18 protein-coding genes are annotated in these 21,243 nt (G+C 72.2%); 7 read left to right on the forward strand and 11 right to left on the reverse strand.

From position 1 onward, the window contains the following. The 10 genes from LQ222_RS12420 to LQ222_RS12465 form a co-directional block, all read right to left on the reverse strand. Window positions 1-2,536 (reverse strand): molybdopterin oxidoreductase family protein (locus LQ222_RS12420; RefSeq protein ID WP_230166768.1); only part of this gene is annotated, 2,536 nt, incomplete at its 3' end. Beyond that, window positions 2,536-4,062: a sulfite reductase subunit alpha gene (locus LQ222_RS12425; RefSeq protein WP_230166770.1), complete on the reverse strand. Its 1,527-nt coding sequence runs from the start codon at window positions 4,060-4,062 to the stop codon at window positions 2,536-2,538. The genes LQ222_RS12420 and LQ222_RS12425, both read right to left, overlap by 1 nt. Further along, window positions 4,059-5,789 (reverse strand): NirA family protein, encoded by a 1,731-nt coding sequence (locus LQ222_RS12430; RefSeq protein WP_230166772.1) that lies wholly within the window; start codon window positions 5,787-5,789, stop codon window positions 4,059-4,061. Before LQ222_RS12430 ends, LQ222_RS12425 begins: the two co-directional genes overlap by 4 nt. Continuing rightward, window positions 5,789-6,982, reverse strand: a complete 1,194-nt coding sequence (locus LQ222_RS12435) for an NAD(P)/FAD-dependent oxidoreductase (protein WP_230166861.1) — start codon at window positions 6,980-6,982, stop codon at window positions 5,789-5,791. Before LQ222_RS12435 ends, LQ222_RS12430 begins: the two co-directional genes overlap by 1 nt. Before the next feature lie 2 nt (window positions 6,983-6,984). Continuing rightward, on the reverse strand, window positions 6,985-7,776 hold the full coding sequence (locus LQ222_RS12440; RefSeq protein WP_230166773.1) for an ABC transporter ATP-binding protein: 792 nt from the start codon (window positions 7,774-7,776) through the stop codon (window positions 6,985-6,987). 11 nt (window positions 7,777-7,787) lie between these two features. After that, a complete protein-coding gene (gene ntrB, locus LQ222_RS12445; RefSeq protein WP_230166774.1) occupies window positions 7,788-8,669 on the reverse strand; it encodes a nitrate ABC transporter permease in 882 nt (293 codons plus the stop codon). A 4-nt stretch (window positions 8,670-8,673) separates the two neighbouring features. Further along, window positions 8,674-9,948 (reverse strand): CmpA/NrtA family ABC transporter substrate-binding protein, encoded by a 1,275-nt coding sequence (locus LQ222_RS12450; RefSeq protein ID WP_230166775.1) that lies wholly within the window; start codon window positions 9,946-9,948, stop codon window positions 8,674-8,676. Next, complete coding sequence (locus LQ222_RS12455; RefSeq protein WP_230166776.1) at window positions 9,945-10,979, reverse strand: CmpA/NrtA family ABC transporter substrate-binding protein; 1,035 nt, start codon at window positions 10,977-10,979, stop codon at window positions 9,945-9,947. Before LQ222_RS12455 ends, LQ222_RS12450 begins: the two co-directional genes overlap by 4 nt. Before the next feature lie 231 nt (window positions 10,980-11,210). After that, complete coding sequence (locus LQ222_RS12460) at window positions 11,211-11,771, reverse strand: ANTAR domain-containing response regulator (RefSeq protein ID WP_230166777.1); 561 nt, start codon at window positions 11,769-11,771, stop codon at window positions 11,211-11,213. Between the two features lie 283 nt (window positions 11,772-12,054). Beyond that, window positions 12,055-13,479, reverse strand: coding sequence for a L,D-transpeptidase family protein (locus LQ222_RS12465; RefSeq protein WP_230166778.1), 1,425 nt, complete (start codon window positions 13,477-13,479; stop codon window positions 12,055-12,057). Window positions 13,480-13,590: 111 nt separating this feature from the next. On the opposite strand from LQ222_RS12465, the gene LQ222_RS12470 reads away from it, so the two are divergent. The 4 genes from LQ222_RS12470 (at window position 13,591) to LQ222_RS12485 (ending at window position 16,512) form a co-directional block, all read left to right on the forward strand. After that, window positions 13,591-13,755 (forward strand): hypothetical protein, encoded by a 165-nt coding sequence (locus tag LQ222_RS12470; protein ID WP_230166779.1) that lies wholly within the window; start codon window positions 13,591-13,593, stop codon window positions 13,753-13,755. Window positions 13,756-14,138: 383 nt separating this feature from the next. After that, a complete protein-coding gene (locus LQ222_RS12475) occupies window positions 14,139-14,705 on the forward strand; it encodes a NifU family protein (RefSeq protein ID WP_230166780.1) in 567 nt (188 codons plus the stop codon). Window positions 14,706-14,821: 116 nt separating this feature from the next. Beyond that, window positions 14,822-15,430: a malonic semialdehyde reductase gene (locus LQ222_RS12480; RefSeq protein WP_230166782.1), complete on the forward strand. Its 609-nt coding sequence runs from the start codon at window positions 14,822-14,824 to the stop codon at window positions 15,428-15,430. Window positions 15,431-15,651: 221 nt separating this feature from the next. Further along, on the forward strand, window positions 15,652-16,512 hold the full coding sequence (locus LQ222_RS12485; RefSeq protein ID WP_230166783.1) for a DUF6683 family protein: 861 nt from the start codon (window positions 15,652-15,654) through the stop codon (window positions 16,510-16,512). A 33-nt stretch (window positions 16,513-16,545) separates the two neighbouring features. Here LQ222_RS12485 and LQ222_RS12490 read toward each other — a convergent pair whose 3' ends face one another. After that, window positions 16,546-17,496: an ornithine cyclodeaminase family protein gene (locus LQ222_RS12490; protein WP_230166784.1), complete on the reverse strand. Its 951-nt coding sequence runs from the start codon at window positions 17,494-17,496 to the stop codon at window positions 16,546-16,548. A gap of 202 nt (window positions 17,497-17,698) precedes the next feature. On the opposite strand from LQ222_RS12490, the gene LQ222_RS12495 reads away from it, so the two are divergent. The 3 genes from LQ222_RS12495 to LQ222_RS12505 all read left to right on the forward strand — a co-directional run bounded on the left by LQ222_RS12495 (window position 17,699) and on the right by LQ222_RS12505 (window position 21,195). Then, window positions 17,699-18,751 (forward strand): amino acid ABC transporter substrate-binding protein, encoded by a 1,053-nt coding sequence (locus LQ222_RS12495; RefSeq protein WP_230166785.1) that lies wholly within the window; start codon window positions 17,699-17,701, stop codon window positions 18,749-18,751. 91 nt (window positions 18,752-18,842) lie between these two features. Further along, window positions 18,843-20,045, forward strand: coding sequence for an amino acid ABC transporter permease (locus LQ222_RS12500; RefSeq protein WP_230166786.1), 1,203 nt, complete (start codon window positions 18,843-18,845; stop codon window positions 20,043-20,045). 4 nt (window positions 20,046-20,049) lie between these two features. Continuing rightward, complete coding sequence (locus LQ222_RS12505) at window positions 20,050-21,195, forward strand: amino acid ABC transporter permease (RefSeq protein ID WP_230166787.1); 1,146 nt, start codon at window positions 20,050-20,052, stop codon at window positions 21,193-21,195. The last annotated feature ends 48 nt before the right edge of the window (window positions 21,196-21,243 follow it).

A 21,243-nucleotide genomic window follows, 5' to 3' on the forward strand; every position in this document is an offset into this window, starting at 1 on the left:
GGTCGCGCGCGCCGCAGGCGCGGATGGCCGCCGCGCTCACGCCATGGCAGGCGCAGACCAGCGGCGAGGGCGGCGGGCCGCCCGGCAGGCCGCCGGCCAGCAGCGCGGCACGTTCGGCGGCGCCGAGCGGCGCGGCCCCGTCCATCAAGGCGACCAGCCAGGCCCGCGGCGGCAGCACGGCATCCGGGCCCAGCACCACCGCGCCGACCAACCGGCCATCGCGCAGCGCCGCGGCGCGGAACACGCCCGCCGCATCGTCCTGCAACACCTGCCAGGCGGCATCGGGCGGCGCGACGCGCGCGCGCAGCTGCGCGAAGGCCGCCGCCGCCGTGCCCCCGCCGGCGAGTTCGTGCCGCCAGCCGCCCTCGAACGGGATCGCCGCGCACCACGGTGCGATGTCGGTGGGCAGCCGGTCCGCCGACAGCACGAAGGCGTGCCAGGTTGCTGCGAAGGGCACGACGTGGATCGCCGCGTTCTTGAGCTCCGGCTGGAAGGAAATCGGATCGGCATGCGGCGCCACCAGCACGTTCACGCGCGCCGCCGGGGCGAACTGCGCGGTCCAGTGCATCGGGGCGAAGGCGGTGCCGCGCCGCTGGCCCTCGTCGATCGCCAGGCGGAACGCCGCCCGGCCGCGCGGCGAGCGGGCCTCGACCAGCGTGCCGGGCAGCAGGCCCTCGGCATCCGACGGATTCAGCGTCAGCAGCGGTTCCGGCGCATGGGCCATCAGCCGGGGCAGCGTGCCGGTGCGCGTCATGCTGTGCCACTGGTCGCGCAACCGCCCGGTCAGCAGGCGCAACGGGAAGTCGGGGCAGACATCCTCGACCGGCGCGCGGAAGGGCGTCGGCACCAGGCGGGCGCGCGGCGCCAGCGTGCCGCCCTCCGCGAAGAAGCGGTCCGGCGCGCTGCCTTGCGCGGGCACCGGCCAACGCGTCGGCGGCAGCGTGTCATAGGCGGCAGCGTCGAGCCCCGCCAGGCCGGAGATGTCGAAGGCGCGCGCGGCAGGCCGTGCCAGCCCGGTCACCGCCGCGTGTTCGCGGAAGATCGCGGCAGGCCCGCTCCAGTCGAGGCGGGTGCCCAGCCGTGCCGCCACCTGCACGATGGCCCACCAGTCGGGCCGCGCCTCGCCGGGCCAGGGCAGGAAGGCGCGCTGGCGGCTGATGACGCGCTCGCTGTTGGTCACCGTGCCGGACTTCTCGCCCCAGGCCAGCGCGGGCAGGCGCACATGGGCGAAGGCGGCGGTGTCCGATCGCCGCGTGACGTCGGACGTCACCAGGAAGGGCGCGCGGGCCAGCGCCGCGCGCACCGCATCGCCATCGGGCAGCGACATCGCGGGGTTGGTCGCCATGATCCACAGCGCGCTGATGTCGCCCGCGGCCAGCGCGGCGAAAAGCTGCGTCGCCTTGAGGCCCGGCGCGCGCGGCAGCGCCGGTGCATTCCAAAAGGCGGCCAGCGCCGCATGTTCGGCCGGCACGTCGAAGCGCAGGTGGCCGGCCAGCATCGTCGCGAGCGCCCCGGTCTCGCGGCCGCCCATCGCGTTCGGCTGGCCGGTGACGCTGAAGGGGCCCGCGCCGGGCCGGCCGATACGCCCGGTCAGCAGGTGGCAGTTGATGATCGCGTTGGCCTTGTCGGTGCCCGCGCTCGACTGGTTCACGCCCTGGCTCCAGAGCGTGACGGTGCGCGGGCTGGCCGCCCAGGCGCCGCAGAAGCGCGCAACCAGCGCGGGGTCGAGCCCGGTCAGCTCGGCGGCGCGCGGCGCGATGGCACGCGCGGCTGCCAACGCCTCGACCGCGCCCTCGGCATGCGCGTCGAGCCACGCGCGATCCGCCAGGCCATGGTCGTCGAGATGCGCCAGCAGCCCGGCGAACAGCGCGACATCGCTGCCCGGCAGCAGCGGCAGGTGCAGGTCGGCGCCCGCGCAGGTGGCGGTGCGGCGCGGGTCCACCACGATGACCTGCATCGAAGGGCGCGCCGCCTTCGCCGCCGTCACGCGCTGGAACAGCACCGGGTGGCACCAGGCGAGATTGCTGCCGACCAGCACGATGGTGTCGGCCAGTTCCAGATCGGCGTAGATGCCCGGCACCACATCCTCGCCGAAGGCGCGGGTATGGGCGGCGACCGCGCTCGCCATGCACAGGCGCGAGTTGCTGTCGATATTGGCGGTGCCCAGCACGCCCTTCGCGAAGCGGTTGGCGGCGTAGTAGTCCTCGGTCAGCAATTGGCCCGAGACATAGAGCGCGACGCCGTCGGGCCCGCGCTGCGCGAGACCGCGGCGGAAGCCTTCGGCCACCGCATCCAACGCGGCATCCCACGACGCGCGCTTGCCATTCACCTCGGGCTGCAGCAGGCGGTCGTCGAGCGAGAGCGTCTCGCCGAGCGCCGTGCCCTTGCTGCACAGGCGCCCGGCATTGGCCGGATGGTCGGCATCGCCGGCGATGGCGGCGCCGCCGCGACCATCCGGTGTCGCGACCACGCCGCAGCCGACACCGCAATACGGGCAGGTCGTGCGGACCGCGCGCGGACCCAGGCTGCCATCCATCAGTACACGTCCCGCTGGTAGCGGCCCTGGCGGGCCAGGGAGACGATCCAGTCGCGCGCCTGGTCGGCGGACATGCCGCCCTCCGATTGCGCGATGCCGCGCAGTGCCGCATCGACATCCTTCGCCATGCGCAGGGCATCGCCGCAGACATAGAAATGCGCGCCATCCTGCAGCCAGCGCCACAGGTCGGCGGCGGCCTCCGTCATGCGATGCTGGACATAGACCTTCTTCGCACCATCACGGCTCCAGGCCAGCGAGAGTTGCGACAGCACGCCCTTGCCCTGCCATGCCGCGATCTCCTCGCCGAACAGGAAGTCCGTCGCGCTGCGCTGGTCACCGAAGAACAGCCAGGCGCGGCCTTTCGCAGCGGTCTGTTCGCGATGCTGGAGGAAGGCACGGAACGGCGCGATGCCGGTGCCGGGGCCGACCATGATGACCGGCGTCGCGGCATCGGCCGGCAGGCGGAAATGGCTGGTCTGCACATGTCCGGTCAGCGGCGTTTCGGCATCCGCGCGGAACGCCAGGTGGCAGGAGGCGACGCCGTCGCGCAGCCGCCCGCGCCGGTCCGCGCGCACCACGCCGACGCACAGCTCCACGCGCCCCGGGCAGGCGAGCGGCGACGAAGCGATGGAATACAGCCGCGGCTTCAGCGTCGGCAGCGAAGCCATCAGGTCGGCGACCGGCGGCCGCGCGGAGGGAAACGCCGTGAGCAGGTCGAGCAGGTCGGCATCGGCGGGCTCGGCGCCGTCATCGCCATCCGCCAGCGCGCGCAGCGCCTTGGCATGCGGCGCATGCTTCGCGGCGCCGGCCAGCAGGTCGAACGTGCGGTCCAGCGGACGGGCGATGTCGCGCCGGTGCAGCAGTTCCTCGCGCAGCGCGACGTCATCGCCGCCCCCCAGCGCGGCGACCACGGCGTCCACCAGCGCCGGATCATTCGGCGTCGCGACCGACAGGCTGTCGCCCGGCTCGTAGCTGAGGCCGCTGCCGGCCAGGTCGAGCACGACATGGCGCACATCCTTGGCCGACCCCGCACCCGTGAGGCGATGCGCCGCGACGAAGCGGACCGGCCGGCCGGCGGGCACGGACGCCGCCGCCGCCGCGGGCTTCGGCGCCGCGGCCGGTGCATCGGCGAGCAGCGCCTTCAGCGCCTTCTGCGTCGCCTTCGCGCCCGGCACGCAGAGCGCGGCGGAGGTCTCCGCGCCGCTCGCCAACGCCTCGGCATAGGTCTGGCAGAGGTAGCCGCATTGCCCGCAATCAAGCTGCGCCATGCAGGCCATCAGGCGCCGGCTGAGCGGGCGGCCCTCGGCCATCGCGATGCGTTCGTCGAGTTCCAGGCCCGGGTCGTGCCAGGGGAAGTCCTCGGCCGGCGGTGGCGCGGCGGAGGCGTTGCCGGCACCCGCCGCACCGCCATAGAGCCCCGCCAGGAAACCGTTCAGCCAGGCCCGCTGCGCGGCGCTGAAGGGCGCGGAATCCGGGATCAGCGGCACGGCCGCGGGCGGCAGGCCGGGGGGCAGGATGGCGTTCATGCGGGGGCGTGCTCCGCCTGCGCGATGGCGGCCAGCGCCGCGTCGTCATGGCGCGCGGTGAAGGCCTGGAAGGTTTCGTCCGGCGCGCGGTCGCGCATCCAGGCGGACAGCAGCGCGAGCACGGTCGGACCGAGCACATCCGCCGCAACCTTAGGCCGGATCATGCGGCCGATCTTCTGTTCCGGCCCGGCACCGCCGCCGACATGCAGGTCGTAGCCTTCCACCAGGTCGTCGCCGCGCTCGACCTTGGCGCCGAGCAGCCCGATATCGGCGACATAGTGCTGCGCGCAGGAATGATGGCAGCCGGTCAGGTGGATGTTCACCGGCGCATCGACGGCGATCCGCGCATCCAGGAAGTCGGCCAGCTGCGCCGCGTGCTGCTTGGTGTGGCTGGCGGCGAACTTGCAGCCCGCCGCACCGGTGCAGGCCACCAGGCCGCCCCGGATGTTCGACGCCTGCCAACCGAGGCCGAGTGCTTCGATGGCCGCGCAGGCATCCGCCACCGCGCTGTCGGGCACATCGCTGACGATCAGGTTCTGCCACACCGTCAGCCGGATGGTGCCGCTGCCGAAGCGTCGCGCCAGGTTCGCGATGCCGTGCAACTGCGCGACATCCAGCCGCCCGACCGGCGTGACGATGCCGATGTAGCGCAAGCCGTCCTGCTTCTGCGCGTGGATGCCCAGATGCCCGTGCTTGGCGGGTGCCGGCGCGTGCTGCAACGCGGCGTCGTCGATGCGTTCCAGCGCGGTGCCGAGGCGCTGCTCGATCAGCGCCAGGAAGCCGTCCAGGCCAAGCCGGTCCAGGACGTATTTCAGCCGCGCCGTCTTGCGGTCGGTGCGGTCGCCCTCGGCGATGAAAACGCGCAGGACGGCGTCGCAGACGCGCACCGCGTCGTCCGGCTTCACCACCACGCCGGTCGGGCGCGCGAAGTCGCGATGCCCGGTGATGCCGCCCAGCGTCAGGCGATAGCGCAGCCCGTCCGGCGTGCCCACGGCGCGCAGCGCGATGTCGTTGGTTTCCTCCAGCACCTCCACCGCGCCGCCGCCGGCCACCGAGATGTTGAACTTGCGCGGCAGCCCGAACAGGTCGCGGGTGTTGAGGATGTGGTGGTGCAGCGCGCGCACCAGCGGGCGCGTATCGACCAGCTCCTGCGGGTCGATCCCGGCGGTCGGGCTGGCGGTGATGTTGCGGATGTTGTCCGCACCCGTGCCCTTCGGGATGATGCCGAGTTCGGCCAGGCGCGCGACGACCTCGACACCCTTCGCCGCCGGGATCTCGCGCAGTTGCAGGTTGGCGCGCGTGGTGACGTCGGCATAGGGGCCGGCGCAGTCCTGCGCGATGTCGGCAATGCCCTCCAGCTGGTGCGCCGAGAGGATGCCACCCGGAATCCGCAGCCGGCACATGAAGGCATTCTGCGCGGGGCCGACGAAGAACAGCCCGTGGTAGCGGCCGATGAAATCGTCGATGGGCTTGGGGAAGGTGTCGGCATCCGCGCGCGCCGTCATTTCGTCCCAGCGGTCGAGCGGATGCTTCGCGCGCTTCGCGTCCTCCTGCGCCACCAGCTTGCCGCCGCGCGCGAGGGTCGCGTCCTGTGCGGCGCGCAGCGCGTCGGGCGGCGCGCCGCCTTCGCCGCCGCCGGGCAGCAGCGTGCCGCGCCGCGCCTCGACACCGGCCATGAAGCCCTTGAGGTATTCCTGCTGTTCGCCGGTGAAGCCTGGGTCGGTCATCACGCGGCCTCCGCGAAGGCGGCGCCGAAAGCCAGGCGCGCGCGGAACGGCGCGACCGCGCGGCCGCTCGCCAGCAGATCGAGGTAGAAGGGCGCATCCGCCGTGTCGCCATACAGCACGGCACCCACCAGCCTGCCGCCGCGCAGCCACAGGCGCCGGTACAGCCCGGCCTGCTCGTCGGACAGCGTGATGGCCTCGGCGTCGGCGGGCGCGATCTCGCCCGCCGACCAGACCGCGATGCCCGAGACCTTCAACGCCGCGGTGTCCGGCCGCGCGGCATAGGCGCGGCTTTCGCCCAGCAGCGTGGCGGTGGCGGCCTCGGCCATCGCCAGCGCGGGTGCCACCAGGCCGCAGACCTGGCCGCGATGCTCGGCGCATTCGCCGATCGCGAGGATGCGCGCATCGCTGCTGCGCATCGCATCATCCACCACGATGCCGCGGTTCACCTCCAGCCCGGCTTCGCGCGCCAGCGCGACGGCAGGACGGATGCCGACCGCCATCACCACCAGGTCGCAGGCGATGCGCGTGCCATCGGCCAGGCGCAGGGCGCGGACATGCTGGTCGCCCTCGATACCCTCGGTCTTCGCCGGCATCACGAAGCGCAGGCGGCGCTTGGCGCCGAGTTCGCGCGCCAGCAGCGCGCCCGCGGCGGGGTCGAGCTGCCGTTCCATCGGCCAGCCCGGCGCATGCACGACCGTCACGCGCGCGCCGGCCACCGACAGCGCGGCCGCGGCTTCCAGCCCCAGCAGCCCGCCACCGATCACGACGGCCCGCCCGCCGCCCGCCGCGGCGCGGCGCATCGCCTGCACATCGGCGATGCTGCGATAGACGAACACGCCCGGCAGGTCCGCGCCCGGCAGCGGCAGGCGCACCGCGTCCGATCCGGTGGCGAAGACCGCGCGGTCCCAGGCGATGGTCTCGCCGCGCGCCGTGGTGGCGCGGCCGGTCGCGCGGTCCAGCGCGGCAATGCGCGTCGCCGCGCGGAACCGGATGCCAAGGCCGCGCAGCCGCGCCGCGTCATGGGTGATGAGCGCGGCCACCTCCGCCTCGCCCGACAGCACGCGCCCCAGCGCGACACGGTCGTAGGGCAGGGCGGGCTCCGCACCCGCCAGCGTGACGTCGGCGCCGCGTTCGGCCAACCGCTCGGCGCAGCGCGCACCGGCCGGGCCGGCGCCGATCACCAGGACACGCATCGTCACGCCGCGGCCGGCAGGGCGTGGCGTTCGTGCAGGAAGCGCAGCACAGCCTCGCGCGCCGCCAGGAAGCGCGTGTCGGAGGCCAGCGCCAGGCGGTCGCGCGGGCGCGGCAGGTCGACCTCCAGGATTTCGCCGATGGTGGCGTTCGGCCCGTTGGTCATCATCACGATGCGGTCGGACAGCAGCACCGCCTCGTCCACGTCGTGGGTGATCATCATCACGGTGGTGCCGAGGTCGGCATGGATCGCCATGACCTGGTCCTGCAGGTGCGCGCGCGTCAGCGCATCCAGCGCGCCGAAGGGTTCGTCCAGCAGCAGCACCTTCGGCTTCATCGCCAGCGCGCGGGCGATGCCAACGCGCTGCTTCATGCCGCCCGAGATCTCGTGCGGGCGCTTCTGGGCATGGCCGTCCATCCGCACCAGCGCGAGGTTGCGCAGGGTCCAGTCGTGGCGCTCGGCGCGCGACATGCCACGCCCGGCGGTGCGGTCCACCGCCAGCCTGACGTTCTCGTAGCAGGTCAGCCAGGGCAGCAGGCTGTGGTTCTGGAACACCACGGCGCGGTCGGGGCCGGGTTCGCTCACCTCCCGGCCTTCCAGGATCACGCCGCCCTGCGTCGTGTCCAGCAGGCCCGCCACCACGTTCAGCAGGGTGGACTTGCCGCAGCCCGAATGGCCGATCACGGCGACGTATTCGCCGCGGCGGATCTTGAGGTCGATGCCGTTCAGCACCAGCGGCGCGCCGGCGCCGAAGCGCACCGACACGCGCGAGATATCGAGGAAGTCGCGTTCCATGGCCGGCCCCTTCACTGTTCGGAGGTGCCGCGCGTGACGGCGCGGCCAACCAGCGCCATCGCGCGGTCGAGCACGAAGCCGACCACCCCGATATAGACCAGCGCCACGATGATGTCGGACAGGTTCGACGAGTTCCACGCATCCCAGACGAAGAAGCCGATCCCCACGCCGCCGATCAGCATCTCGGCCGCGATGATCGCGAGCCACGACAGCCCGACGCCGATCCGCAGCCCGGTGAAGATGTAGGGCGCGGCCGCCGGCACCACGATGCGCAGGAACCAGTCGAAGGACGACAGCCGGATCACCCGCGCGACGTTGCGGTAGTCGGCGGGGACATTCCGCACGCCGACCGCGGTATTGATGATGATCGGCCAGACCGCGGTGATGAAGATGACAAAGATCGCGGAAGGCTGCGCCTCGCGGAACGCCGCCAGCGACAGCGGCAGCCAGGCCAGCGGCGGCACCGTGCGCAGCACCTGGAACAGCGGGTCGAGTGCCCGCATCGCCAGGCGCGACGAGCCCACCAGCATGCCGAGCGCCACACCCACCACGGCCGAGATCGCGAAGCCCACCGCCACGCGCTGCAGGCTGGCGAACAGGTGCAGCCCCAGCCCCTTGTCGAGCCCGCCGCGATCGTAGAACGGGTTCAGGATCAGCTCCTGCGCATCGCTCCATACGCGCGAGGGCGGCGGCAGCGAGGCCGTCGGGCCGGAGGACGCCCATTCCCACACCGCCACCAGCAGCGCGACCAGCAGCATCGGCGGGATGATGACCGCGAGCGCATGCTGCACATGCGGGCGCATCCGGTCGGTCAGTGTCGGCGCGGGGCGCACCGGCGCGGCGGTCGAGGCAGCGAGGTCGGCCGGCGGTGCCGGCGGGGCGATCGCGTTCATCGGATCAGGCCGCCGACAGCTTCTTGATGGACAGGCTGTCCAGGTAGGCGCGCGGGTTCTCCGGGTCGAAGACCTTGCCGTCGAAGAAGGTCTCGCGCCCGCGCGACGTGCCGGCGGGTACCTCGGCGTTCGGCACGCCGGCGCGCGCGGCGGCGGCGCGCCAGATGTCCTCGCGGTTGACCTCGTTGATCAGCTTCGCGGTGTCGGTGCCCTCGGGCAGCACGCCCCAGCGGATGTCCTCGGTCAGGAACCACAGGTCGTGGCTGCGGAACGGATAGGACGCGTGGTCGCGCCAGAACTTCATGGCGATGTTCGGGTCGGTCACGCGCCGCCCGTCGCCGAAGTCGAAGATGCCCTGGATGCGGCCCTGGATGTCGTTGGGCGGCACGTTGAACCAGGCGCGGCGGCCCAGGATCTGCGCCAGCTCGACATGGTTCGCCGGCGTGTCGCACCAGCGCGCGGCCTCGATGGCGGCGGCGGTCATCGCCTCGGTGGCGCGGGGGTTCTGCTGCACGAAGGCGGCGCGCAGGCCGAAGGCCTTCTCCGGATGGTCCTGCCACAGCTGCCCCGTCACCAGCGCGGAATAGCCCAGCCGCTGGTTGATCAGCTGCGCGTTCCACGGTTCGCCCACGCAGAAGGCGTCCATCGTGCCGACGCGCATGTTCGCCACCATCTGCGGCGGCGGCACCACGATGGTCTGCACGTCGCGGTCGGGGTCGATGCCGCCGGCCGCCAGCCAGTAGCGGATCCACAGGTCATGCGTGCCGCCGCGGAAGGTCATGGCGAACTTGCTGTCGGCATTCAGCACCGGGCGCAGCGCCGCGGCATCGAGCCGCGTCCCCAGTGCCTTGTGCTTCTCCGCCACGCTGATCGCCTGGCCATTGGTGTTGAGCCGCGCGACGATCATCATCGGCACCGGCTGGCTGTTCTGCGTGACCCGCCCGGTGTGCATCAGGTAGGGCATGGGCGTGAGGATATGCGCGCCGTCGATGCCGCCGCGCTCGCCGCCCAGCACCAGGTTGTCGCGCGTCGCACCCCAGGATGCCTGCTTCGCGACATCGACATCGGGCATGCCGTGCTTCGCGAAGAAGCCCTTTTCCTTCGCGATGATCAGCGGCGCGGCATCGGTCAGCGCGATGTAGCCGAGCGTCGCGCGGCGGACCTCCGGCGCGGTGCTGCCCTGCGCGAAGGCGCCGCGCGGCGTGGTGGCGCGCGCGGCAGCCAGCAGCGCGGCGGTGGCGGCGATGGCTTGGCGACGGGTCGCGGGGATGCCGGTCATGCGAGGGGCTCCTGGACGGTGGGAATGATGCGGGCGCGCGCGGACGCGCGCTGCCAGAGGTCGGCGCGCCAGCAGGCGCGCGCGTCGTCGACCGATGCCGTGGCGGGCAGGTGGTCCCAGCGCCGCATGGCGTCGAACCAACGGGTGGCGGTCTCGGCGCAGGGCGGGGTGTCGGGGTCGAAGGCGATGGTCGGCGCGCCGGGCCGGGCCTCCAGCGCCGCGGCGATGCTCGTCGGCGCCACGCCGGGTAAGGCGCGCTCGGCGAGCAGCGCGACGGCGGCGGCACGGTTCGCCGGATCCACCAGCCAGCGCTGCGCCGCGATGACGGCGGCGGTGGCGGCGACAGCGGCGTCGGGCGCGCGCTCCGCCAGGCCCTCGGCGAAGGCCAGCACCTTCTCGGGATGGTCGGGCCAGATGTCGCCGGTGGACAGCGCGTAGCGGCCCACGCCCTGCGCCACCGCGTGGCTGCCCCAGGGTTCGCCGGCGCAGAATCCTTCGATGGCGCCCTCGGCCAGGGCACGCGCGGCCTGCGGCGGCGGCACCACCACCAGGCGGACGTCGTGGTCCGGATCAAGCCCGCCCGAGGCAAGCCAATGGCGCAGCAGGTAGTTGTGGGAGGAAAAGGGGAACACCACCGCGAGCGTCGGCGGCGGCATGCCATCCTCCGCGCGGGCATGGAGCGCGGCGGCGAAGGCCGCGGCCGGCAGCGGTGCGGCGAAGCCCGCGACCGCATGCGCCAGGGCGTGGGACAGCACGACGCCATTGCCGTTCCGCCCCAACCGCGCCGTGACATCGACCCGCCGTGTCACGCCGCCGGCGCCGAGCGCCAGCCCCACCGCCATCGGCCCCAGCAGATGCGCCGCGTCCAACGCGCCGAAGCACAGCTTGTCGCGCAGGGTCGCCCAGGCGCGTTCCTGCGACAGCACGACCCGCACGCCCGCGGCCGCGAAGAAACCGAGCGAATCCGCCACCACCAGCGGCGCCGCGTCGGTCAGGGGCACATAGCCGATGCGCAGTGTGGGCAGCGCCATGCCGAGCGGTTCCGCGACGCCTTGCGTCTGGATCGCGAACCGCCATTGGCGCGCGGATGATGCCGGTGGAGCTTCGCCAGCCTGTCACGCCGTTGCGACGGGCCGCGGCCGCATATGATGCGACGCAGCATTCAGACCACGGGTCGCGGGTGGGTGGAAACCGAAAAGCGCCGCTGATACGCGCAGAATCGAGCATTCCAAACCAAGAATGCTCACGAAAGGTTCAGATGCCTACATATCGCGCAGAAACTGCTGCGCGACACGGGCGAGTTTCTCGCCACGATCCATCGCCCAGCGGCGCAGCATCCGATAGGCATCTTCCTCCGACAACCGCCGGCGCTGCATCAGCATGCCCTTGGCGCGCTCGATCACCACGCGGTCGGCCAGCGTCGCCTGCGCTTCCTCCAGCCGCGCGCAGAGCGCCTGGTGGGCGCGGAAGCGGCGGATCGCCACCTCGATGACCGGCCGCACGCGCGTCGGCGACAGGCCCTCGACCACATAGGCCGCGACACCGGCCTCCAGCGCGGCCTCGATCTGGTCGGGTTCGCCCCGTGCGGCGAAGACCACGACCGGGCGCGGTTCGTCGCGGTTCAGGGCGCGCATGCTCTCAAGGGCGTCGCGCCCCGGATCGTCGAGGTCACAGACGATCACATCCGCCTGCGCGTCGCGGACGCGCCGCGTCAGGTCGCCGGCATCCGGCGCCACCGCCACCACCAGGCAACCGGCCGCTTCAAGCCCGGCCTTGACCGCGCTTGCCCGCTCCGCTTCGCCATCGATCAACAGGACGCGCAAGGCTGCTCCCGCACTGCAGGTCGCCATGCACCGGATTTGCCTCCGCCCACATGATGCCCCGGATGGCGGCCGCGGAAAAGCCGCGCGTTGCGACCGGCCCCGCGACGCAGGCCGCCAGGCGCCGCGCCGCGATGTCGTGGTGGCTTCCGTGCGCCGGTCCGTCGGGCCGGATGCGTCCGTCGCGGTCCCGGATCCGGGAACGCCGCGCCGCGATGGCTCTCGCCCCGTGCAGGTCGCCCGCAGCGGCGCCCGATCGGATGGGTCGATCCGATCGGCGCCTGGTCTATGCCGCCGGCTGCCGGCGCAGCCGCCGCCATACGGTCGGGTCGCGGTCGTAGAAATCCGCCCGGAACTGCATCGCGCCCTCAAGGTCGACGAAGGCGGTGCGGTAGGTCAGGAAGACCGGCACCGGCGCCGGCAGCCGGGCGCGGCTGGTGGTGCCGGTCGCGATCCGGCGGTCGATCTCCTCGATCGATTCCTCCATCAGCAGCGCGGCGAGCTGGCGGGGATCCTGCACGCGGATGCAGCCGCGGCTCATGCGGCGGTTGCTGCGGCTGAAGACGAAGCGGTCGGGCGTGTCGTGCAGGTACACGTCGAAGCGGTTGGGCATGTCGAACAGCAGGAAGCCGAGGCCGGCCTCGGGCCCGGCGGATTGCTCGACCTCGCCATTCGCGCGCATCACCATGTTGTTGCGCGCAAGATATTCTGGGTCGCGTTCCAGCCGCGGCAGGATTTCCGCGGTGACGATGTCGCGCGGGATCACCCAGGGCGGATTGAAGAAGCTGGCTTCGATCAGCGCGTGGAATTCCGGCGTCTGGTTGCGCTCGGCGTTGTCGCCAACGACGACCGCGGTGGTGAAGACCGGCTGGTGGTCGCGGTAGAGCACCAGCTGCTGGTCCGGCACGTTCACCCAGACGCGATCCGCCGGCAGCTCGCGCGGCAGCCAGCGTTCGCGCTCGAGGTTGGCCTCGATGCTGCGCTGGCGCTGGGCGGCCGCCAGCGCGGCCGTGGCGGCGCGCCCGCGTGGCTGGGCGGCCAGGCGCGGCAGGCGCTGCAGGTGCGGCCCGCCGCCGCGCATGGCCAGGCGCAGGCCCAGATAGGTGGGGGTCTGCGGCGCCAGCGCCTCCAGCGCGCCGGCGGGATTGTCGCTGGCGATCGCGGCCTCCAGCGCGGCGGCCAGGTCGACGGTCGCGGGCGCCATCGCCTCGGCGCTGGTCCGCTTGTCGGCCGGCACGGCGCCATGCGCCAGAGCACCGGCATAGGCCATGAAGGCGTCGGTCAGCAGCACGTCGCGGTGCAGCGGGGCGATGGTGTCCTGGCGCCGCAGCAGGCCGGCGTGGAACATCTCGGGGTCCAGACCGTGGTCGCCGGCGCGCAGCACCATGGCCACCAGGTCATCGGCCTGGCCTTCGCGCGTGGCCCAGACCGGCTGGAACTGGCGCGGCGCGTAGAATTGCCGCAGTGCGGCGGCGTCGAGCGTCTCGCCGCCGACCACGGGGCCGGACCCAGCCGCCAGCATGCGGGCGAGCGGCGTGAGCTGCGGCGGCGATGCGACCGGCGGTGGCGGCGGCCGCGACGCACAGGCGCCCAGGCCGCCGGCCGTCAGCATCGCCGCGGTGCCGCGGGCCAGGACCATGCGCCGGGTCGGTGCGGGGCGCGCGATCGGCTGGCGCGCCTGGTCGACCTCGGATGGTCTGCTCGAATCCACGTCCGCTCCTGGTGCCGGCAGAGCCGATCGATACGACATTTGACTCCGTCCCGAGACTTGCCATTCAATTCAGCGCTGTCCAAGCGCCATTCGATGAAGGGAATACAGATGATGGTTGTTTTCAATAAGGTGGCTCGCCACGCTTTCCGTCGTTCGGCGCTGCTGGCCCTGCTGGCCCCCGTGCTGTTCGTCGCCGCCTGCGCCCAGCAGCCGCCGCCGCCCCCGCCGGTGCAGGTTGCCCCGCCGCCGGCGCCGGTTCCGGCCGCCCGCGGCTGATCGGCCGGGCACGGCAAGTCAGGCCTTGCCGTGCCCTCCGCCGCGCCTGCGCGGCTGCGACCCCGGTTGCGGCGTCACCGCGCCGGGCCTTTCCCGTGCGCGCGCCGCCGAATGCCGGCGCCGCGCCGTCAGGGGGCAGGGGCCCCGCCTGCAGGGCGACCTGTCCCGCCATGATCGCGGGGTCTTCGCAAGCGCCGAAGCGATCGCGCGCGCGGCGGTGTGTGCCGAAGGCTCCGGCGATGCCGGTCACGTCCGCGGTGCCATGCCGGCGCGGGGCCGCCGGCACCGTTGACCAGCCGGGCGCGTCGTGGAGGCCTCGGTTGCGCGCGGCCGCAAACCGTACCACATAAGTCGGGATTTCACCGCCATCCCGGATGACCGCCATGTTCATCGAGACCGAAGCCACCCCGAACCCGGCCACGCTGAAGTTCCTGCCCGGACGCGATGTGCTGGGCGGCCGCGGCACCGCCGACTTCACCGCCGCCGCCGAGGCCGCCGGCCGGTCCCCGCTGGCCGAACGCGTGTTCCAGGTGGGCGATGTGGCGCGGGTCTTCCTCGGCGCCGACTTCGTCACCGTGACCAAGGCGGATGACGCCGACTGGGCGCTGCTGCGGCCGCGCGTGCTCGGCGCCATCATGGAGCACTACCTGTCCGGCATGCCGATCCTGGAAGGCACGGCCGAGGGCGAGCACGGCGAGGATTTCGACGCCGCCGACACCGAGGTGGTGGCGCAGATCAAGGAACTGCTCGACACCCGCGTGCGCCCGGCGGTGGCCGGCGATGGCGGCGACATCACCTTCCACGGCTTCCGCGACGGCATCGTGAAGCTGCGGATGCAGGGGGCCTGCTCGGGGTGCCCGTCCTCGCGCGCCACGCTCAAGCACGGGGTCGAGAACATGCTGCGCCACTATGTCCCCGAGGTGGTGGCGGTGGAGCAGGTCGAGGCCTGACCGGCGGCGCCCGTCATTGGCGGTGGTGATCGCGGCCATTCGGCCGCGCCCATGGCCGCCGACCGGCCAGCGGCCATATCCCTGCGCAGCGACCCCACCACCACCAGGATACCGACATGGACGCGAACATGGCCCCCGAGACGATCGACGAGCGCGCGCTGGACCAACTGTTCCGCACCGCGCGCACGCAGAACGCCTGGACCGACCGGCCGGTGCCCGAGGCCAAGCTGCACGAGCTGTACGACCTGATGAAGATGGCGCCGACCAGCGCCAATGCCTCGCCGGGCCGCTTCGTGTTTGTCCGCACGCCGGAAGGCAAGGCCAAGCTGAAGCCGGCGCTGTCGGCCGGCAACCTCGAGAAGACGATGAACGCGCCGGTCACCGTGATCGTGGCGCATGACCTGCACTTCTACGACCACCTGCCGAAGCTGTTCCCGCACGCCCCGGATGCCAGGAACTGGTTCACCGGGTCGTATTCCTTCGCCGAGCAGACCGCCTTCCGCAACGGCTCGCTGCAGGGTGCCTACCTGATCCTGGCGGCGCGCGCGGTCGGCCTGGATGCCGGCCCGATGAGCGGCTTCGACGCCGCCAAGGTGGACGAGGCCTTCTTCGCCGGCACGCAGTGGAAGACCAACTTCCTGGTCAATCTGGGCTATGGCGACCCGTCCGGCCTGTTCCCGCGCGGCCCGCGGCTGGACTTCGAGGAAGCCGCGCGCTTCGAGTGACGCCGCCGCCCGCGGAGCCCCCCCCCGGCGGCGGGCTCCGCGGGTGCGTGCTGCCGGGAATCCGCCTGACAGGGCGCCGTTCGGCGCATGCCGCGGCGGGCCGGAGCGCCGGCATGCCCAAACGGCATCTGAACCGTTTCACGCCGCATGGCGCGCCGTGCTTGACTCGCGCCCGTACAGACTGGAATTGCTGGCGGCAGACGCAGCACGGATGAGCGACCATGCATCGGCTTTCCTTGCGACACCTCCTGGCCCTGGCCCTGGCCATCGCGCCGGGCATGGCCCACGCCCAGAAGGCTGGCCCCGAGAGCCGCGCCGCGGTGATGCCCTTCGGCACCATCGGGAATGACGGCCAGGCCGCGATCGGCGCCGGGCTGCGGCTGTTTCCCACGCAAGGTGCCGCGCCGGTCGTGGCACCCCTGCCCACGCCCGCCCCGGCGGCGGTGCCGGCCCCCTTCGTCAAGCCGGGCGCGGCCATGGCGGGCGCGCCCGTTTCCGGCGGGCTGGGCAAGCCCGCCGCGCTGCCGCCGACCGGCGTCGTGGCCACGCCCGCGCGCGGCGCCACCGCCTTCACCACCCATCCTTCGGTGAGCGCCCGGGTGCGCCAGCAGGTGCTGGCCGGCGCGCTGCCCACCAGCCCCAACCCGCAGCGCCTTCGCCAGGCGGTGGAGTCGGGCGCGCCCTGGCAGGAATTCGACCGGCTGCTGGCGCAGCATGGCTACGACAACCGTGACCTCTCGGACGTCGTGGCAGCCTTCTACCTGATCGCCTGGGAGGTCGCGACCGGTGGCGACGCCACCCGCCAGCCGGCCGGTATCGCGGCGGTGCGCGGCCAGGCCCGGCAGATGCTGGCGGGCATGCCGAACGTGGCGGCGATGGGCGACGCCGAGCGCCAGGCGACCGCCGAGACGCTCGCCTTCCACGCCATGGCCATGATGGCGCGCCACCACGACCTGCAGGCGGCGGGCGGCGTGACCGCCCTCACTGCGTACCGGACCGAGGTGGCGCAGGCGGTGGCGCAGCACCAGGGGATCGATGTGCGGCGCTTCGCCCTGACGCCGGCGGGCTTCCAGCCGCGCTGACGGCGCGGCGGCGGGCATCGTCCGGCGCCGCGATCAGCGGCCCTGTGCGGTCCCGGCATGCCTGCCACAGGCGAGGACCGCCGCCGCCAGGTCCTCGCCGGCCCAGCCGACCGACTTGAAGACCGTCACTTCCTCCGCGTCGCGGCGGCCCGGATGCGTGCCGCGGCACAGTTCCGCCAGGTCGGCGGCGATGCGGTCCGCGCCGATCGCGCCCTCGGCGATGGCCTGCACGATGTCGCCGGCCTCGGCCAGGGCGCCGGCGCGCGTGTCCACCACCAGCGTGGCGCGCGCCAGCAGCGCGCCGTCGCTCTCGCGCATGTCGCGGCGATAGGCGCCGACCAGGTCGACATGCGTTCCCGGCGCGACATCGGCCCCGCGGACCAGCGGAACGGCTGACAGCGTGGCGGCAGAGACGATGTCCGCCGCCGCCGGGTCGGGCCGGTCGACCGCGCGGGCGGGCAGGCCCTCATCCGCCAGGGAGGCCGCCAGGCGGGCCGCGTTGCGCGCCGTGGGCGACCAGATGGCGATGTCGGTCAGCGGGAAGCGCGCCGCATAGCCCTCGGCCAGGGCGCGGGCCACCTTGCCGCTGCCCAGCAGCAGCAGGCGCCGGCTGTCCGGCCGCGCCAGGAATCGCGCCGCCAGCAGGCTGGCCGCGGCGGTGCGCCGGTCGGTCAGTTCGCCGCCATCCAGCAATGCCAGCGGCGCGCCGGTCGCGGCATCGGACAGCAGGTAGGCGGCATGGACCGCGGGTTCGCCACGTGCCGCATTGCCGGGTGCCACATGCACGATCTTCACCCCGGTATGCCCGCCGGCGCGCCAGGCGGGCATCAGCAGCAGGGTGTTCTCGGCGCCGCCGGCGCCGGGCATGGCATGGCGGTGGCGCAGCGGCGCCTCGCAGCCCTCCCGGAACATCGCCGCCAGCGCATCGACCAGCGCATCCCAGGGCAGGGCGGCACGCAGCGCGGCGCGGTCGAGATGGAGCATGCCTGGCGTTCCCCGACGGATGGGTGCCCAGGTTTGCCTGTCCGGCCCGGGCTTTGCTAGGCCCTTCCCCCCGGATGGCCTGCGCCTGCGGGCAGGGCGGATGGGAATGCGTTGATCCCCGCCCTGCCGTGGCGCAGCATGGTCGCCGGGATCAAGGAACGCCCCCGGGCCGGCCGGCCGGGGTGCCAATGGGAGAGATGCAGTGACTGCAACATCACGGTTCAATTTCCTGCGCCTGGCGGGGGCCGCCGCGGTCGCGGCGGTGGTTTCGCTGCCGGCCCTCGCGCAGCAGCCGGCGGCGCCGAGCGGCACGACGATCGATGCCATCCGCGCGCGCGGCACGCTGATCTGCGGCGTGAACACCGGCCTGGCGGGCTTTGCCCAGCCGGACAGCCAGGGCGTGTGGCGCGGCTTCGATGCCGACTATTGCCGCGCCGTCGCGATCGCGCTGTTCAACGACGCGAACCGCGTGCGCTTCGTGCCCACCACCGCGCAGAACCGCTTCACCGCGCTGCAGTCGGGCGAAGTGGACATGCTGTCGCGCAACACGACCTGGACGCTGTCGCGCGACACCTCGCTCGGCTTCGATTTCACCGGCATCAACTTCTATGACGGCCAGGGCTTCATGGTGAAGCGCTCGCTGGGCGTGAATGCCGCGCGCGACCTGAACGGCGCGACCATCTGCGTGCAGCCCGGCACCACCACCGAGCAGAACCTGACCGACTGGGCGCGCGCCAACCGCGTGCAGTTCCAGCCGGTGGTGATCGAACGGCTCGAGGAAGTGGTCGCCGCCTATGTCGCGGGCCGCTGCGATGCCTTTACCACCGACGTGTCCGGCCTGGCCGCCACGCGGTCGGCCCAGCCGCGCCCGGCCGACCACGTCATCCTGCCCGACGTGATCAGCAAGGAGCCGCTGGGGCCGCTCGTGCGCCACGGCGACCAGCGCTTCGCGGACCTGGTGCGCTGGGTGCATTTCGGCCTGGTCGGCGCCGAGGAATTCGGCATCACCGCGGCCAATGTCGAGGAAGCCGCGCGCACCGACGCCCGCCCGGAAGTCCAGCGCATGCTGGGCCGCAACGGAGATCTCGGGCAGATGCTGGGCGTCGACAATGCCTGGATGGCGCGCATCATCCGCGGCCTGGGCAATTACGGCGAGATCTATGCGCGCAACCTGGAGCCGATCGGCATTCCGCGTGGGCGCAATGCGCTCTGGACCGCGGCCGGCGGCCTGCAGTACGCGCCGCCCTTCCGCTGAGATGACGACCCGCGGGGCAGGGGCGCAGGCCCTTGTCCCGCGGCACTTTCCCGCATCGGGCGGGCAACAGGACAGGTGAGGCAAACAAAACATGTCCGACGCAAGCGTCGATCCGCGATTCCGGCGCAAACCGCCGCGTCGCCCGCTCCGGCTTTCATGGTCGGACGAACGGGTGCGCGGGATCGTGTACCAGGTGCTGGTGGTCGCGCTGATCGGGTCGGTGATCTACTGGCTGTGGTCGAACACCGTCCACAACCTGGAAGTCCGGCGGATCGCGACCGGCTTCGGCTTCCTCAACCGCGAGGCCGGGCTGCCGATCGCCGAGCACCTGATCCCCTACGACCCCACCGACACCTACCTGCGCGCGCTGACCGTGGGCGTGCTGAACACGCTGAAGGTCGCGGTGGTGGGCATCGTGCTCGCCACCATCCTGGGCACCATCATCGGCATCGCGCGGCTGTCGAAGAACTTCCTGGTCTCGAAGATCGCCGCCTTCTATGTCGAGGTGATCCGCGACCTGCCGCTGCTGCTGCAGTTGCTGTTCTGGTACACCATCATGCAGGGCCTGCCCGGGCCGCGGCAGGCGCTGCATCCGGTCGAGGGCGTGTTCCTGTCCAACCGCGGGCTGAAGCTGCCGGCGCTGGTGTGGGAAGGGGCGCATAGCGCGGCGCTGGTCGCGTGCATCGCCGGCATCGTGCTGACCTGGCTCTATGCGCGCAGCGCACGCGCGAAGCAGATGGCCGACGGCCAGCCGCGCAAGGTCTGGCCGGCGGCGGTCGCGTTGGTGATCGGCCTGCCGCTGCTGGTGTGGCAGGCCATGGGCGCGCCCTGGACGATCGACTGGCCGGCGCTGCGCGGCTTCAACTTCCAGGGCGGCCTGAATGTCAGCCCGGAATTCGCCGCGCTGCTGATCGGCCTGGTCACCTATACCGCCGGCTTCATCGCCGAGGTGGTGCGCGCGGGCATCCTGTCGGTCAATCACGGGCAGTGGGAGGCGGCGCAGGCGCTGGGCCTGCGGCACGGGTCGGTGCTGCGGCTGATCGTGATGCCGCAGGCGCTGCGCGTGATCATCCCGCCGATGACGTCGAACTACCTGAACCTGACGAAGAATTCCTCGCTGGCGGTGGCGATCGGCTACCAGGACATCGTGTCGATCGCGAACACCACGCTGAACCAGACCGGCCAGGCGATCGAGGGCATCGCCATCATCATGGTGGTCTATCTGACGATCAGCCTGAGCATCAGCCTGTTCATGAACTGGTACAATGCGCGGATCGCGCTGGTGGAGAGGTGACACCATGAGCGACATCACGCTGAACGCCGCCACCGCGAACCCCGAGGCCGCGCCGCGCTCCGCGCCGCTGACCGCGGTGGGGCCGATCGCCTGGGCGCGGGCCAACCTGTTCTCGGGCTGGCTGTCCACCGCGGTCACGCTGGTCTGCGCCTACCTCATCATCCGCGCGGTGATGGGCTTCGTGGACTGGGCCTTCATCAACGCCATCTGGTCGGTGCCGGTGGCGCCGAACGGCGTGGCGCAGACCCAGGCCTGCCGGGACCTGCACGGCACCGGCGCCTGCTGGGCGGTGGTGACCGAAAAGCACCGCTTCATGCTGTTCGGCACCTACCCGTATGAACAGCACTGGCGCCCGGCGCTGGTCTGCATCCTGTTCGTGGCGCTGTACATCGTGTCGTCGATGCGCCGCTTCTGGACCATCATGCTGGTGCCGATCTGGATCGGCACGCTCACCGCGATCGGCATCCTGATGTGGGGCGGCGTGCTGGGCCTGCCCTATGTGCCGCAGGAGCGCTGGGGCGGGCTGCCGATCACGCTCATCCTCGCCACCTTCGGGCTCGCCTTCGCCTTCCCGCTGTCGATCCTGGTCGCACTCGGGCGGCGGTCGAACCTGCCGGCGATCAAGGTGCTGTGCGTGCTGTATGTCGAACTGATCCGCGGCGTGCCGCTGATCAGCCTGCTGTTCATGGCCTCCGTCATGTTCCCGCTGTTCCTCCCGGAAGGGATGAACATCGACAAGCTGCTGCGCGCGCAGATCGCCATCATCCTGTTCGCGGGCGCGTACCTCGCGGAGGTGGTGCGCGCGGGGCTGCAATCCCTGCCCAAGGGCCAGTACGAGGCCGCCGACGCCATGGGCCTGTCCTATTGGCAGAAGACCGGCTTCATCATCCTGCCGCAGGCGCTGCGCACGGTGATCCCGCCGCTGGTCAACACCTTCATCGGCTTCTTCAAGGACACGTCGCTGGTGCTGATCATCGGCATCTTCGACCTGCTGACCGCCGGCAAGACCGCCATCGTCGAACCCGCCTGGCAAGGCTTCGGGATCGAGGTCTATGTCTTCGTCGGCGCGATCTACCTGGTGTTCTGCTTCGCGATGTCGAAATACAGCGCGGGGCTGGAATCCGACCTCAACAAGCACCGCCGAAGGTGATGTCCGATCGGCACCGGCCTGCCGGTGCCGACACTGCGAACGCCTCAT

The organism is Roseomonas sp. CECT 9278 (assembly GCF_918698155.1).
Taxonomy (GTDB): Bacteria; Pseudomonadota; Alphaproteobacteria; order Acetobacterales; family Acetobacteraceae; genus Neoroseomonas.